The organism is Rhodococcus jostii NBRC 16295 (assembly GCF_001894825.1).
Classification (GTDB): domain Bacteria; phylum Actinomycetota; class Actinomycetes; order Mycobacteriales; family Mycobacteriaceae; genus Rhodococcus_F; species Rhodococcus_F jostii.
Map to the genome: position 1 here is coordinate 113,054 of NZ_BCWY01000011.1, position 13,967 is coordinate 127,020.

A 13,967-nucleotide genomic window follows, 5' to 3' on the forward strand; every position below is an offset into this window, starting at 1 on the left:
TCGGAGACGAGTATTGCGCTCGATATCCGGTCTCACCTGCACAGTTGTCCAAAGGAATCTCATGCGACGCGCCAGCGATTTCCGGAACCTCACCAGACGTGAGCGCCGACGGCTTCTGCTCCGTGCGCTTCTGGTCCCGCTCGCGACCATCCTTCTGTGCCTAGTGGCCTATTTCGCCCTGCCGTGGACCAATATCGGAGACATGTCGGCCCTGCTCATCCTGGGGGGAGGCCTGCTCGTGGTCGTGCTCGCCGCGGTGTGGCAGATCCGGCGAATCATCCGGTCCGACGTACCTACGCTCCAGGCGATCGAGGCACTGGCCCTGATCCTGCCGCTCTATCTGCTCGGGTTCGCCACGGGCTATTGCCTGATGTCCGAGAGTGATCCGGGCTACTTCACCGAACCCCTCACCCGCATGGGCGCGCTGTATTTCTCGCTCACCGTGTTCTCCACCGTCGGGTTCGGCGATATCGCCGCGACGACCGATGCGTCCAGGGCCGTAGTCAGTGTGCAGATCATCGGAAACCTGATCCTCCTCGGCGTCGGGATCCGGGTGATCGTCGCGGCTGTCGACTGGGCACGTAAGCGCCGGAACTAGCGACCCGACGCCAGCACCAGTTCGACATTCCGGTCGGGAGTCCCGCCGAGCAGGTCGGGGTCGGCGTGAATGTCGTTGAACGACAACTCCCGGTACAGCGACGCGAGCCCGAGCGGTGAGAGGTCAGTGTGTTCGACGGCGTAGGGACTGTCGGCTTCGAACAGCGTGGTGAGCAGCGACACGGTTCCGTCGGCGTTGTCGACAACCTCGATGATCCGTCCGTGCTGGGGGAAGTCGATGTGCGAGGCCGTGTTGATCTCCCAGAACGACTGCTCCGGAGTCGATCCGGGCCACGGGGTGATCCGGTTCTCGTGGGTGTGACCGTTGACCCAGGCGAGGACGTTCGGGAATCGGTGCAGCAGATCCACCAGTCGGGCGCCGGGGATCCGGGGCTCCGCCGGGGCGGCGGGGTCGGGGACCAGGTTGTCCATGCTGCCGCTGGTGTGGTGGCTGAACAGGACGAACCAGGTGTCGCTGCGCGGCTGCGACACCGGTGCGCCCGAGGTGTCGTAGTACCGGCTGCTGCCGGCCGTCAGGGTGTCCTCGATCCACCGGAACTGTGCGGCACCCAGCGAACCGTCGACGAAGCCGGCGCGGTTGGTGGAATCCATGCTGATTCCGACCACTCCGGGTGCGATCTCGAACGAGTAGTAGCCGATGCCGGTTTCACCTGCATCGGGCGCGAAGCCGTGACCGACCGGTCCGGGGCCCGTGTTGGCCGGGTCCAGGTGCGCGGCGATGAACTGGCGGGGTGTGAACGGGGCGCGCGTGGGGTCGGGCGTGACGACCCTCGGTGGTGTCGTGAACGCGGACAGCGCGCCGGGGATGGACGCGGCGTCGAACTTGGTGGCGATGTCCACCGCTTTCGCCTGCTCCGGTGATCCGGGGACCTCGAACTTCAGGGAACCGGTGTACATGGCTTCGAGCGGTGGGATGCCGCTCGGAACGGTGCCTTCCACCGAGTCGTCGTGATTGCCGAAGACGCAGTACCAGGGCGTGTGCAGGCCGGGGCTCGTGACCGGGCTAATCGCGGCGGCCAGCAGTCCGGGGACCTCCGGGAAGCCGGCCTTCTTGTACATGTCCTGGATCGACGACTCCGGGTTCCAGTACAGATCGGCACCCGAGTTCTGCACGCCCTCGTAGCGGTCCGGCGCGCCCGTGTTGGGAACGATGGTGCCGCCGTTGAGTGCGGTGAGGAACCAGCCGAGTTCGGCGAATTCCTTGTTGTCGGTGTTGTCGCCGGTGCTCACGACCGCGTCGAACGGGCGCTGGGTGTGGGGGCCGGATGCGAGTGCGTTGACGCGTCCGACCAAAGCGACGAGTCCCTGCGCTGTGAGTGTCTCGTGTGGGCGGAACGCGGAACCGGTGAAGGGGTGCAGGTATTCGAAGCGCATCGGGGACTGGGCGTCGACGAGGTGGACGTCGGTGAGCTGCACGAGGGAGGCGAGTGCGGTGCGCCGGTCCTCCCGCCCGCTGCGGGTCTCGGCGAGTTCGGTGCGGACGAGGGTCGGCCACCCCGGTCCGGCGCCGAGCCTGCGGTACCCGGAGGTTCCGAGGGGGACGGCCACTGCTTCGAGAGTGGTGCCGGCCCCGGACGTGGGAAGAGGCGCCGCGCCCGCGTACTGCAACCCCCACGGGCGCGCTCCGAACCCCACTGCCCCGATCGCCCCGAGTCCGGCAAATGTCAGGAATTTACGCCGATTCATGTCAGACACCAGAGGAACCTTAGGTGACGGCCCCTGAGACAGGACGATATTCAGCTCGCCGCGATCTACCACCCCCTTCTCCTTGAGGGTTGGCACTCTCACGTATAGAGTGCCAAGTGGCGCCGATCGAGCTCCGGCACCCGCGACGACGGGGCTGTGTGAAGTGCCGTAAACGGAACACTCAAACAGGAGTCCGGAGAGACCTCCGGACCCGCATACCCCAAAGTGGAGGGCTCATCGTGGCGAGCGTCAACATCAAGCCGCTCGAGGACAAGATCCTCGTCCAGGCCAACGAGGCTGAGACGACGACTGCCTCCGGCCTGGTCATTCCCGACACGGCCAAGGAGAAGCCCCAGGAGGGCACTGTCGTCGCAGTCGGCGAAGGCCGCGTCAACGAGCAGGGCAACCGCATCCCGGTCGACGTCAAGGAGGGTGACACGGTCATCTACTCCAAGTACGGCGGAACCGAGATCAAGTACGCCGGCCAGGAGTACCTGATCCTGTCGGCACGCGACGTGCTGGCTGTCGTCTCCAAGTAAGCCATACGTGATCCGCCCCGGAGTCCCCACAGGATCCCGGGGCGGAGTGCGTTCACGCGTGTAACCCTGAGATCCAGGAGAAGACAGAACACATGTCCAAGCAGATTGAGTTCAACGAGGTCGCACGCCGGTCTCTCGAGCGTGGAGTCGACAAGCTTGCCGACGCGGTCAAGGTGACCTTGGGTCCGCGTGGCCGCCACGTAGTGCTGGCGAAGGCCTTCGGCGGCCCCACCGTCACCAACGACGGCGTGAGCATCGCCCGGGAAATCGACCTCGAGGACCCGTTCGAGAACCTCGGCGCGCAGCTCGTCAAGAGCGTCGCCACCAAGACCAACGACGTCGCAGGCGACGGCACCACCACCGCTACCGTGCTGGCCCAGGCCATCGTGCGTGGCGGTCTGAAGAACATCGCCGCGGGTGCGAACCCGATGGCACTCGGCATCGGCATCAACGCCGCGGCCGACAAGGTCGTCGAGGCACTGATCGCGGCCGCCAAGCCGGTCGAGGGCAAGAACTCCATCGCCCAGGTCGCGACCGTGTCCTCGCGTGACGAGGAGATCGGCGAAATGGTCGGCGAGGCGCTCACCCGCGTCGGTACCGACGGCGTCGTCACGGTGGAGGAATCCTCCACGCTGGCGACCGAGCTCGTGATCACCGAGGGCGTCCAGTTCGACAAGGGCTACCTGTCGCCGTACTTCGTCACGGACCTCGACGCACAGAAGGCCGTGTACGAGGACGCGCTCGTGCTGCTGTACCGCGAGAAGATCACGTCCCTGCCCGACTTCCTGCCGCTGCTGGAGAAGGTTGCCGAGAGCGGCAAGCCCCTCCTCATCATCGCGGAGGACGTCGAGGGCGAGGTCCTGTCCACCCTCGTGGTCAACTCCATCCGGAAGACCATCAAGGCCGTCGCCGTGAAGGCGCCGTTCTTCGGTGACCGCCGGAAGGCGTTCCTCGACGACCTCGCCGTCGTCACCGGCGGCACGGTCATCAACTCCGATGTCGGCCTCACGCTGAAGGACGCCGGGCTGGACCTGCTCGGCGGCGCACGCCGAGTCGTGGTCAGCAAGGACGAGACCACGATCGTCGACGGCGCCGGAACCGACGACGACATCAAGGGTCGCGTCGCGCAGCTGCGCCGCGAGATCGAGAACACCGACTCCGACTGGGATCGCGAGAAGCTCGAAGAGCGTCTGGCGAAGCTGGCCGGTGGCGTCGCCGTCATCAAGGTCGGCGCGGCAACGGAGACGGACCTCAAGGAGCGCAAGTTCCGTGTCGAGGACGCCGTCAACGCGGCCAAGGCTGCTGTCGCCGAGGGCATCGTTCCCGGTGGCGGTTCCGCGCTCGTCCAGGCGAGCACCGAACTGGCCGACAACCTCGGTCTGACCGGTGACGAGGCCACGGGCGTCAAGGTGGTCCGCGAGGCCCTGCAGGCGCCGCTGTTCTGGATCGCCAGCAACGCCGGTCTCGACGGTTCCGTCGTCACCAGCAAGGTTGCCGAGCAGCCGAAGGGACACGGTTTCAACGCCGCGACCCTCACCTACGGCGACCTGCTCGCCGACGGTGTCGTCGACCCGGTGAAGGTCACCCGCTCCGCGGTCGTCAACGCGGCCTCGGTCGCGCGGATGATCCTCACCACCGAGAGCGCCATCGTCGAGAAGCCGGCGGACGAGGGCGAGTCGCAGACCGGTCACGGACACAGCCACTAGGCTCTGCCGGTCGACTCCGGTCGTTCGAACGAAGAAACCCCCGTGCGGATCACCGCGCGGGGGTTTCTCGTGTCCGGCCTGCGCCGGATCAGCTCAGCTGCAGCACCGCGAACGGTTCCGACGTCGGCTGCGGCGACCCGCCGGGCGGTTCGACGGTGACGGCCAGCTTCGACATCGACCCGACGTCGTCGAGTACGACGGTCGTGTCCGAGAGCACGTCCGCAGGAGACATGGTTCCGGCCGACACGGGCGCGTCGCCGGATTCGGGCATCAACCACAGCTGGTACACGGTGTCGGGTCCGGGCGGGGCGACGCCGTCCATCACGAACACCACGGCGTCCTGCGACTTCGAGTAGTTGGCGGTCGCCGACCCGCCTGCCTCGATCGTGCTCGTCGACGAATGCATGTCGGCGGCGTCCAGCACCTGCTCGGCCACGGTGGGCGACGGACCTTCCGTGAGCTGCCGGACGATCACCGTGCCGCCGGTGAGTACGCCGACCGCAGCGGCAGCAGCGACGGCGATCTGCCAGCGGCGTCGACGGGATCGGCGTTCGGTGAGCGAGATCGGATGTGCCGCGGAGTGTCCTGCGGACCGCCCGACCTCGTCGAGGAGTCGGATCCGCACGTGGGGTGGGGGTTCGACGGCGCCGACCGCACTCACGACCGCGAACGCTTCGCGGATCCGGCGAACCTCGTTGGTGAACGTGGAGCGCGTCCGGTCATCGGTCGCGGCGAGATCGGTGCGGAGTTCGTGGCGTTCGGTGTCGTCGAGCGCGTCGAGTGCGTACGGGTAGGCCATGCCCACAAGTTCTTCGTTCATGTCACAGACCTCCCAGGCAGCCGCGCAGACGCGTCAATCCGTCACGGATGCGCGTCTTGACCGTCGACAGTGCGACACCCAGCTGGGAGGCGACCTCTCGGTACGTGCGGCCGTCGTAGTACGCCATCGCCACCGACTCACGTTGCATGTCGGTGAGGGAGTCGAGGCAGGCGAGCACCGATTGATGCTCGAGCCGCCGGGTCACCTCCTCGGTGACGTGGTCGAACGGCCCGGCGATGTTGGTGTTCTCGTAGAGTGCCTCGCGGTCGGTGCCGGCCTGCTCCGACCGCACCCGGTCGACCGCCCTGCGGTGCGCCAGCGTCATCAGCCAGGACAGCACGGAGCCGCGCGCAGGATCGAAGTTCGACGCGGTGCGCCAGGCCTGGAGGAAGACTTCCTGCGTCGTCTCCTCCGCGTACCCGGGATCGCGCAGGACGCGCAGCACCATCCCGTGGACCCGGGCGCTCGTCCGGTCGTAGAGCTCGGCGAACGCCTCGGCGTCGCCGTTCGCGACGCGGGCCATGGCGTCGGAGAGCTCCTCGGATTCGGTGGCCCGGGCCGTGCGTGCCCCGGTCGCGTCCGCCGGGCACACGTCTTCTGCTGGGGAATTGCCCTCGTGGTTCGTCACCGACACTCTTCTCGCTTCATCGAGAACCACGGTAGCGTGCATATCCACTCATCTCCTCCAGCCGGTAGGCATTCGGAGACCGAGTCGTCGTGGATGGGTGGCGAGGGGATCGATGTGATGCGAGGAACCCCCGTGTGGTGACGAGGGTTCCTCGGTGAGTGTCGTAGTGGGGGTAGTGGGGTCAGACCGCGATCCGGCCGCGGCGGTGGCGGGCGTGCATTTCGCGTTCCGTCTCGGACATTCCGCCCCAGATGCCGTAGGGCTCGGACACGCTCAGGGCGTGGCTGCGGCACTGGGCGAGCACGGGGCAGCGTCTGCACATTTCCTTGGCGCGGGTCTCGCGCTGTGCGCGGGCCCGGCCACGCTCCCCGTCGGGATGGAAGAACATCGAGGAGTCGACCCCGCGGCACAGTCCGTGCATCTGCCAATCCCAGATATCCGCGTTCGGGCCGGGAAGGTGGTTGGGTGCAGGCATGTGGACTCCTTAGCTGCAAGCTCGCCTCTGGCGACGAGTGGACCGTGGGCTCGAACGCAAGTTCAAGCCACTGAATCATTCACGTCGCTAACCGTAGAGGCGGTTGTGAAATCGCGTCAATAGTTGTTCACAGTGGCGATTTACATATCCCAAGAGCGAGAAGTTAACCTGGAAAATATTTACATTCCCGCAGTTCCGTGATTCCGTTTCGGGTTGAAAGACCCAGGGTCCCGGGTGACGATGTCCGGGTGCCCCAGCCCGCGGAGCCTGAAACTCAGCACCCCTCCGGACCTCCGGACGAGGGACCCACGATCTCGGTATCTGCGCTGGCCAGAAAGCTCGGGGTAGCTCCGTCGACGCTGCGCACCTGGGACCGCCGGTACGGCATCGGACCCTCCGTTCATCCGCAGGGAAGCCACCGCCGATACACGCCACTCGACGTCGCCCGGCTCGAATGCATGCAACAGGCACTGGACGGCGGGGCAAACTCCGCCGAGGCGGCGAGATATGCGATTAACGCAATGGCTACATATTCGTCAGAAAGGGGCCACCGACCGGGTCGGGAAAATCTGGATGACAACTCGGTGAACGGGACGAAAACAGACTCGTCGAACCTTCTGTCGTCCTTTTCCGGCCTCGGTGACGCCGAGGCCTCGATCCGGAATTTGTCGGGGGCGCTCCTGGCGCGAGACGTCGTGACCATCCGGCGGATCGTCGTACGGGCGGTGGCCGAGCGGGGATTCAGTTCGATGTGGACGACCCTGGTCGTTCCGGTCCTCGAATGGGCGGACGAGGGGCGGAACTCGGAGGCAGCCTCCACGAGCGTCCGCATCTTCGCCGAATGCGTTGCGGGGATCCTGTCCACGATGACACTGGACGCGCCCATCGGTGGTGGTGGACGGGTGCTGCTCGTGCATGTGCCCGCCGACGGAGGGGAGTCGGTGCCCGCCGACCCCTACGGCCTTGAATTCCGGGCACTGGCCGCGGCTCTCGCCACGGCGTCGGTGGACACGCGGATGGCGCTGCCCCTGTGCCGGTCGGCGCTTCTCGCCGCCGTGACCAACGCCGAGCCGGACGTGATCGTCCTGTGGTTGCCCTCCACCGGATGTGACGTCCCTTCTGTCGTCCGGGCGATCCGCCGCCGGCGCACCGGGCTGACGATGCTCGCGGGTGGCCCCGGATGCCACGCCCAGGCACTGCCCCGGTCGATCGTTGCGCTGGGCACGCTCGGCGACGCCGTGGACGCCGTCATCGCGGTCACCTGAGGTCGCGGCAGCCGGACGATGCAATGATCTCGGCGTGCCCGACTCGACTCCCCGTCCCGAAGTCACGACTTCGTTGAACCGCGCCGCTTTCGGCGCCGACCCGGGCGCGAGCCCACTGCCGGCATCCGATGTTCCGGTCGAGCGCTGGATGCGGGCGGTGGCATGGGGCGCCCGAGGGCACTACAGCCGGTCCCGCGCCGAACTGGACGCGCTGACGTGTGGCGGGGACGCCGAACCCGCCGTCGTGTCGCTGGCGTGGAGCACGCAGGCGTCACTGCTGCGTCAGCTCGGCTGGCACCGTGCCGCCTCCGGATTCGACGGCCGGGCCCTCGCCGTGGTCGGGACGGGTCCCGGTGGCGGCGGCGACCTCGTCCGCGAGGCCAGGTGCGACGCTCTGACCGGACTGGCCGCGGACGCCCTGGGATGCGGTCGGCTCGCACTCGGCAGGCGGCTGCTCGAACGCTGCGCCGAGCACCTGGACGAGGGTGCCGCGGACCGGCTGTGGCGGCAGCGTGTCCGCACGCACTGGGTGAGTGCGGAGTTGTTCCTCGCGGGCGGCGACTTCGTCTCGGCGCGCCGCCACGCCGAGACCGCGGCGGAAATTTCGGAGGCCTCCGGATCCGTGCGTCACCACATCAAATCGGATCTGTTGCGCAGTGCGGCGATGACCGGGGATCCCGATTCCGGTCCCGCGGCACGCCTCGCCGCCGACGTGCTCGACCGTTGCGATCGGCACGGCCTGATACCTCTGAAGTGGGCGGCTGCGATGTTGCTGGGCGGTGTGACATCGGACTCACATGCGCGGGCGGTCCGCGTGGAGTGCGAAGCCGTCATACGGGCGCGAGGTGGGCGCTTCCGATTCTGACTCCGCTGGTCGGGCGGGATACGGCCCGACTGTGTGCGATTCGGTGCGAATCCGGGCGAATACCGTTCGGTCGGCACCGTTACTCTTGGAGTGTTCCGCTGAGAGCGGGAGCACACCCATCGGGGGAGGTGCCACTGTAACGCCAGGATATTCAGCAACGATGACTAATACGAGCGAGGAGTTGGACTCCGCCGTCGCCGCTGCAACGCAGGGTGACCGGGCCGCTTTAGCTCTGGTCCTGGAAAACATTCGGCCCTTGGTTGTGCGTTACTGCAGAGCCAGGGTCGGTGCTGCGGAGAGGGGACAACTCTCTGCGGACGACGTGGCACAAGAAGTGTGCCTCGCCGTGATGACGGCCTTACCTCGCTACGAGGATCAAGGCCGCCCGTTCATGGCATTCGTCTACGGGATCGCCGCGCACAAGGTCGCCGACGCGCATCGGAACTCCGCCCGTAACAAGTCGGAGCCCGTCGCCGAAGTACCTGATGTCGTAGCCAACGATGACGGACCCGAACAGAGGGCGCTGGACTCGGAAGCGAGCAGGCAGATGAACGAACTGCTGAGCACGCTGCCGGAGAAGCACCGGGAGATCTTGATTCTCCGCCTCGTGGTCGGTATGTCAGCAGAGGAGACGGCTGCGGCCGTGGGTAGTACCGCGGGAGCTGTCCGCGTGGCTCAACACCGAGCCCTCGCGAAACTGAAAAAAGAAGTGACAAAGGCAGGTGAGAGGTTTGGCTAGGGGCATCAAGCGCAACGGCAATCCCGATGCCGATCTCCCAGGAGACGACGCACCGGTGGACGTCGCGGCAGTTCGCCGCGACGATGCGCTGATCGACGCGATCGCCGGTGGCGGTCCCGTCGCAACGGATTCGCCGGAGCAGTACGAGCTCGCGCTTCTGCTGACCAATTGGCGCGCCGACATCGTGGCGACGCCGATGCCGACCGGGCCGCTGCTCGACGACGTGATCGCGGCGATCGACGCCTCGGACGCCCGCTCGGCGCGCAGTGCCGCCCGCAGCAAGCTCCGCCTGCTGCGACCCATCGCGGGCGCTGCTGCCGCGATCGCGGTCGTCATGGGCGGCGCCACCATCTTCTCGTACAACGCCGAACCGGGCGATCCGCTGTGGAGCGTCAAGTCCGTCGTGTTCAGCCAGCAGGCCGATTCGACCGTCGCACAGATCGACACCACGTCTCAGCTGCAGGAAGCCGAGCGTCTGATCTCCGCGGGCGACGCCGACTCGGCGAAGCACATGCTCGAGGGCGCCGCCGACCGTGCCGGTGGAGTACGCGACTCCGACATGCGGAACGAACTCGACGTGTGGCGCGCGAAGCTGGCCGCCGAACTCGAGAAGATTGCTCCCACCACGCCGCCGACGACGACGTCACCGGGTACCACCACGACGGACGCGCCGGCGCAGAGCACCGAGATGCCGGCCACCGTGCCGGGGACACCCGGTGCCACGACGCTGCCGGGTGTCGGTCCGCTGCCGGGCACCGGCATCACGCCGCCCACCGATCTGCAGATTCCGGGACTTCCGGCCATCCCGTTGCCGCAACTGCCTCAGTTGCCGACGCTTCCGCCGGAGACGTTGCCGTCCACGAGCCCCGACCCCACGATCATGATGGTCCCGACGCTGCCGTCGGACACTCCGGCTACGGAACCGTCCACCCAGCAGCCGCCGCAGGTGCCGTCCTCGGTGCCACTGCCCACCACGACCACCACCGTTCCGGTGCCGCCGCCCACCAGCTAGCCGGCGGCGCACCGGCCCTCCGGCACACACAACTGTGGCCCGACACGCGAAGTGTCGGGCCACAGTTGTCTGTAACGGATTGTGCCGGGTCAGGTGTCGAAGCCGTCTCCGTGCAGAGCGTCGTTCATCGAGGCGTCCGCGTAGCCGCGGCAGTAGTCCCACGTGACGTAGGCCTCGGGGGTCGGGTCGTAGGCGGGCTCGTGCGGGCGCACGGTGCCGTCGACCAGAAGCTGGAGGAGATTGGCACGGAGCATGTCCCAATCGTGGTAGTGATCTTGCTGGCAGTCTTCGCAGCAGACGACGAGCCCACGGATCCCACGATGCGCCAGCAGTGCCTCGTACACGGCGAGGTCGGCCAAGTCTTCCTCCACAGCGAGACGCTCGTGGGGGTCGAGTGGTTGGCCCGGTTCGATCGCATCGAGAGCTGCGGACGGGTCGGCGGGGTCGCCGGCGAAGGGGTCCGGGGGCAGACCTGGAGGCAGTTGATCGCGCACAGCACCACGGTACGCAGGTCAGCCCGGTCTGCGCCAGCCGTTCGGCGTAGGCCCAGCGTGGGTGGGCTCCGTGGTGATCGCGCCGAGCCGATATCATGGTTCGTGGAGCTGGGAATATCGATCGACGCTCCGGACTTTTCCCTGTAACCGTGTTCCCGCAAGATTCGTTCAGATCGACGATCTGATTTGTCCGCAGACGGCGCCACCGGCGCTGCACCTATGTTCCATGGAGGGCCCGAACCGCATGACAAGTTCAGCAGGGCATGTACACACCGGCGGTGACGACCCGAACAAGGTCGCGATGCTGGGTCTCACGTACGACGACGTCCTGCTCTTGCCGGCGGCGTCGAATGTCATCCCCGGCCAGGTCGACACGTCGAGTCAGCTGACCAGGGACATCCGGCTGCGGGTGCCCCTCGTCAGCTCCGCGATGGACACCGTCACCGAGGCGCGCATGGCGATCGCCATGGCCCGCGCCGGTGGAATGGGCGTCCTGCACCGCAATCTGTCGGTCGAGGCCCAGGCCGGTCAGGTCGAGACGGTCAAGCGGTCCGAGGCGGGGATGGTCACCGATCCGGTCACCTGCAAACCGTCCGACACGCTCGCCGAGGTGGACGCCAAGTGTGCCCGTTTCCGGATCTCCGGATTGCCGGTCACCGATGCGGCCGGGCAGCTGGTCGGCATCATCACCAACCGCGACATGCGCTTCGAGGTCGACCAGAACCGCGCCGTGTCCGAGGTCATGACCAAGGCGCCGCTGATCACCGCGCAGGAGGGTGTCACCGCGGAGGTGGCGCTGGGCCTGCTCCGCCGCCACAAGATCGAGAAGCTGCCGATCGTGGACGGGCAGGGCAAGCTCACCGGCCTCATCACGGTCAAGGACTTCGTGAAGACCGAGCAGCACCCGGACGCCACCAAGGACCGCGACGGCCGGCTCCTCGTCGGTGCCGCCGTGGGTGTGGGTGACGAGGCGTGGAGCCGTGCGATGGCTCTCACCGACGCCGGAGTGGACGTCCTCGTCGTCGACAGCGCCCACGGTCACTCCGCCGGCGTGCTGGACATGATCTCGAAGCTGAAGGCCGAGGTCGACGAGCGCGTGCAGATCATCGGCGGCAACGTCGCCACCCGCAGCGGTGCGGCCGCGCTCATCGAGGCCGGGGTCGACGCGGTCAAGGTCGGTGTCGGACCGGGCTCGATCTGCACCACCCGCGTCATCGCCGGTGTCGGCGCCCCGCAGATCACCGCGATCCTCGAAGCGGTCGCCGCGGCCAAGCCGCACGGTGTGCCGGTGATCGCCGACGGTGGACTGCAGTTCTCCGGCGACATCGCCAAGGCCCTCGCAGCGGGTGCGTCGACGGCCATGCTCGGCTCCCTGCTCGCGGGTACCGCCGAGTCGCCGGGTGAGCTGATCCTGGTCAACGGCAAGCAGTACAAGAGCTACCGCGGCATGGGGTCCCTCGGCGCGATGCAGAGCCGTGGCGCCGCGAAGTCGTATTCCAAGGACCGCTACTTCCAGGACGACGTGCTGTCCGAGGACAAGCTGGTCCCGGAGGGCATCGAGGGCCGGGTCGCGTTCCGCGGCCCGCTGTCCCAGGTCACCCATCAGCTCACGGGCGGCCTGCGGGCCGCCATGGGCTACACGGGAGCATCGTCGATCGAGGAGCTGCAGAACGCGCAGTTCGTGCAGATCACCGCCGCGGGTCTGAAGGAGAGCCACCCGCACGACATCACGATGACGGTCGAAGCTCCCAACTACACCGCTCGCTAGCAACCAGTCACGATTCACGAGAAAGGGGCGCGCGTGCGCGACCTCGTTGAGATCGGCATGGGCCGAACAGCCCGACGTACCTATGAGCTGGACGACATCGACATCGTCCCCTCCCGCCGGACCCGCTCCTCCAAGGAGGTGTCGACGTCCTGGCAGCTCGACGCGTACCGGTTCGACATCCCTGTGCTGGCGCATCCCACCGACGCGCTCGTCTCGCCGTCGTTCGCGATCGAACTCGGCAAGCGTGGTGGCCTCGGGGTCATCAACGGTGAGGGTCTGTGGGGCCGGCACGCGGACGTCGAGGCCAAGCTCGCCGAACTCGTCGCACTGGCGGAGTCGGACGTCGACGTCGAGGCGCCGATCAAGAAACTGCAGGAGCTGCACGCTGCGCCGCTGCAGCCGGGTCTCCTCGCCGCTGCGGTCGCGCAGGTCCGTGACGCGGGCGTCACCACCGCGGTCCGGGTCAGCCCGCAGAACGCGCGGGCGCTCACCCCGCAGTTGCTGGAGGCGGGCATCGACCTGCTGGTCGTGCACGGCACGATCATCTCCGCCGAGCACGTCGCTCACGGCGACAGCGAGCCGCTGAACCTGAAGACGTTCATCTCCGAGCTCGACGTTCCGGTCGTGGCCGGCGGCGTGAGCGATCACCGCACCGCACTGCACCTAATGCGCACGGGCGCGGCGGGTGTGATCGTCGGGTACGGATCCACGGAGGGCGCCACGACCACCGGTGAGGTGCTGGGCATCGGACTTCCGATGGCCACGGCGATCGCGGACGCGGCGGCCGCCCGCCGCGATTACCTCGACGAGACGGGTGGACGCTACGTCCACGTCATCGCGGACGGCGACATCACGTCCTCGGGCGACCTGGCCAAGGCGATCGCCTGTGGCGCGGACGCCGCGGTCCTGGGTGCGCCGCTGGCCGTCGCCGCGGAGGCTCCCGGCGGCGGGTGGTACTGGCCGTCGGCTGCCGCGCATCCCTCGGTTCCGCGTGGCACGATGCTGCCGGTCTCGTTCGGTGAGCGGCCGTCCCTCGACCGGGTGCTCACTGGTCCGTCGGACGACCCGTTCGGTTCGCTGAACTTCGTCGGCGGTCTGCGCCGCTCGATGGCGAAGTCGGGGTACTCGGATCTGAAGGAATTCCAGAAGGTGGGCCTCACCGTCCGCGCCTGAGGCTTCCGTTCTCCACCGCTTCACTCGTCGCCCAATGTCACATCGGTGCAGTTCAACTGCACTGGTGAGGCATTGGGCGACGTTCGTTTGCGGGTATCACAACCGTTCCTGATACCTCTCGTTACAGTTAGGTGACCCTTGTGGCAGCTGTCACAGCCGCGGGGTGCATACTGGCGAGT

14 protein-coding genes and 1 pseudogene are annotated in these 13,967 nt (G+C 67.4%); 10 read left to right on the forward strand and 5 right to left on the reverse strand.

The genetic code is table 11. The features are described from left to right. Positions 1-61 precede the first annotated feature (61 nt). Entirely contained in the window at positions 62-598 is a 537-nt protein-coding gene (locus RJ1_RS10310; protein ID WP_073359835.1) for a potassium channel family protein, read from the forward strand. Here RJ1_RS10310 and RJ1_RS10315 read toward each other — a convergent pair. After that, positions 595-2,313 carry a TIGR03767 family metallophosphoesterase gene (locus tag RJ1_RS10315; protein WP_073359836.1) on the reverse strand — a complete coding sequence of 573 codons (1,719 nt, stop codon included), beginning with the start codon at positions 2,311-2,313 and terminating at the stop codon, positions 595-597. The two genes, RJ1_RS10310 and RJ1_RS10315, sit on opposite strands and share 4 nt — an antisense overlap. A gap of 230 nt (positions 2,314-2,543) precedes the next feature. Here RJ1_RS10315 and groES point away from each other — a divergent pair, with 230 nt between their 5' ends. Together groES and groL are read left to right on the forward strand one after the other, a co-directional pair. After that, positions 2,544-2,843 carry a co-chaperone GroES gene (gene groES / locus RJ1_RS10320; RefSeq protein WP_003940763.1) on the forward strand — a complete coding sequence of 100 codons (300 nt, stop codon included), beginning with the start codon at positions 2,544-2,546 and terminating at the stop codon, positions 2,841-2,843. Between the two features lie 92 nt (positions 2,844-2,935). After that, on the forward strand, positions 2,936-4,549 hold the full coding sequence (gene groL / locus RJ1_RS10325) for a chaperonin GroEL (RefSeq protein ID WP_073359837.1): 1,614 nt from the start codon (positions 2,936-2,938) through the stop codon (positions 4,547-4,549). Positions 4,550-4,637: 88 nt separating this feature from the next. Here the strand turns inward: groL and RJ1_RS10330 are convergent, their stop codons facing one another. The 3 genes from RJ1_RS10330 to RJ1_RS10340 all read right to left on the reverse strand — a co-directional run bounded on the left by RJ1_RS10330 (position 4,638) and on the right by RJ1_RS10340 (position 6,472). After that, complete coding sequence (locus RJ1_RS10330; protein WP_073359838.1) at positions 4,638-5,369, reverse strand: anti-sigma factor; 732 nt, start codon at positions 5,367-5,369, stop codon at positions 4,638-4,640. Position 5,370: 1 nt separating this feature from the next. Further along, positions 5,371-6,039: a sigma-70 family RNA polymerase sigma factor gene (locus RJ1_RS10335; protein ID WP_073359839.1), complete on the reverse strand. Its 669-nt coding sequence runs from the start codon at positions 6,037-6,039 to the stop codon at positions 5,371-5,373. 139 nt (positions 6,040-6,178) lie between these two features. Further along, positions 6,179-6,472 (reverse strand): WhiB family transcriptional regulator, encoded by a 294-nt coding sequence (locus RJ1_RS10340; protein WP_073359840.1) that lies wholly within the window; start codon positions 6,470-6,472, stop codon positions 6,179-6,181. A 248-nt stretch (positions 6,473-6,720) separates the two neighbouring features. Between RJ1_RS10340 and RJ1_RS47580 the strand changes: the two are divergent. The 5 genes and pseudogenes from RJ1_RS47580 to RJ1_RS10360 form a co-directional block, all read left to right on the forward strand. Next, positions 6,721-6,969 (forward strand): annotated as a pseudogene (locus tag RJ1_RS47580) (MerR family transcriptional regulator); the annotation flags it as partial. A gap of 87 nt (positions 6,970-7,056) precedes the next feature. After that, a complete protein-coding gene (locus RJ1_RS10345; RefSeq protein WP_240320039.1) occupies positions 7,057-7,737 on the forward strand; it encodes a transcriptional regulator in 681 nt (226 codons plus the stop codon). Positions 7,738-7,771: 34 nt separating this feature from the next. Then, positions 7,772-8,602 (forward strand): hypothetical protein, encoded by an 831-nt coding sequence (locus RJ1_RS10350; RefSeq protein ID WP_073359842.1) that lies wholly within the window; start codon positions 7,772-7,774, stop codon positions 8,600-8,602. Positions 8,603-8,762: 160 nt separating this feature from the next. Then, a complete protein-coding gene (locus tag RJ1_RS10355; protein WP_073359843.1) occupies positions 8,763-9,341 on the forward strand; it encodes a sigma-70 family RNA polymerase sigma factor in 579 nt (192 codons plus the stop codon). After that, positions 9,325-10,353 (forward strand): anti-sigma-D factor RsdA, encoded by a 1,029-nt coding sequence (locus tag RJ1_RS10360; RefSeq protein WP_073359844.1) that lies wholly within the window; start codon positions 9,325-9,327, stop codon positions 10,351-10,353. Before RJ1_RS10355 ends, RJ1_RS10360 begins: the two co-directional genes overlap by 17 nt. 89 nt (positions 10,354-10,442) lie before the next feature. Here RJ1_RS10360 and RJ1_RS10365 read toward each other — a convergent pair whose 3' ends face one another. After that, complete coding sequence (locus tag RJ1_RS10365) at positions 10,443-10,847, reverse strand: DUF5319 domain-containing protein (RefSeq protein WP_073359845.1); 405 nt, start codon at positions 10,845-10,847, stop codon at positions 10,443-10,445. Between the two features lie 244 nt (positions 10,848-11,091). On the opposite strand from RJ1_RS10365, the gene guaB reads away from it, so the two are divergent. Next, positions 11,092-12,615 (forward strand): IMP dehydrogenase, encoded by a 1,524-nt coding sequence (guaB, locus tag RJ1_RS10370; RefSeq protein WP_005239781.1) that lies wholly within the window; start codon positions 11,092-11,094, stop codon positions 12,613-12,615. A gap of 33 nt (positions 12,616-12,648) precedes the next feature. Then, a complete protein-coding gene (locus tag RJ1_RS10375) occupies positions 12,649-13,788 on the forward strand; it encodes a GuaB3 family IMP dehydrogenase-related protein (protein ID WP_073359846.1) in 1,140 nt (379 codons plus the stop codon). Positions 13,789-13,967 lie beyond the last annotated feature (179 nt).

Coding starts and splice junctions, on each gene's coding strand:
- RJ1_RS10310 (WP_073359835.1), top strand. CDS start 62: ATGCGACGCGCCAGCGATTTCCGGAACCTCACCAGACGTGAGCGCCGA.
- groL (WP_073359837.1), top strand. CDS start 2,936: ATGTCCAAGCAGATTGAGTTCAACGAGGTCGCACGCCGGTCTCTCGAG.
- RJ1_RS10330 (WP_073359838.1), bottom strand. CDS start 5,369: ATGAACGAAGAACTTGTGGGCATGGCCTACCCGTACGCACTCGACGCG.
- RJ1_RS10335 (WP_073359839.1), bottom strand. CDS start 6,039: ATGCACGCTACCGTGGTTCTCGATGAAGCGAGAAGAGTGTCGGTGACG.
- RJ1_RS10340 (WP_073359840.1), bottom strand. CDS start 6,472: ATGCCTGCACCCAACCACCTTCCCGGCCCGAACGCGGATATCTGGGAT.
- RJ1_RS10355 (WP_073359843.1), top strand. CDS start 8,763: ATGACTAATACGAGCGAGGAGTTGGACTCCGCCGTCGCCGCTGCAACG.
- guaB (WP_005239781.1), top strand. CDS start 11,092: ATGACAAGTTCAGCAGGGCATGTACACACCGGCGGTGACGACCCGAAC.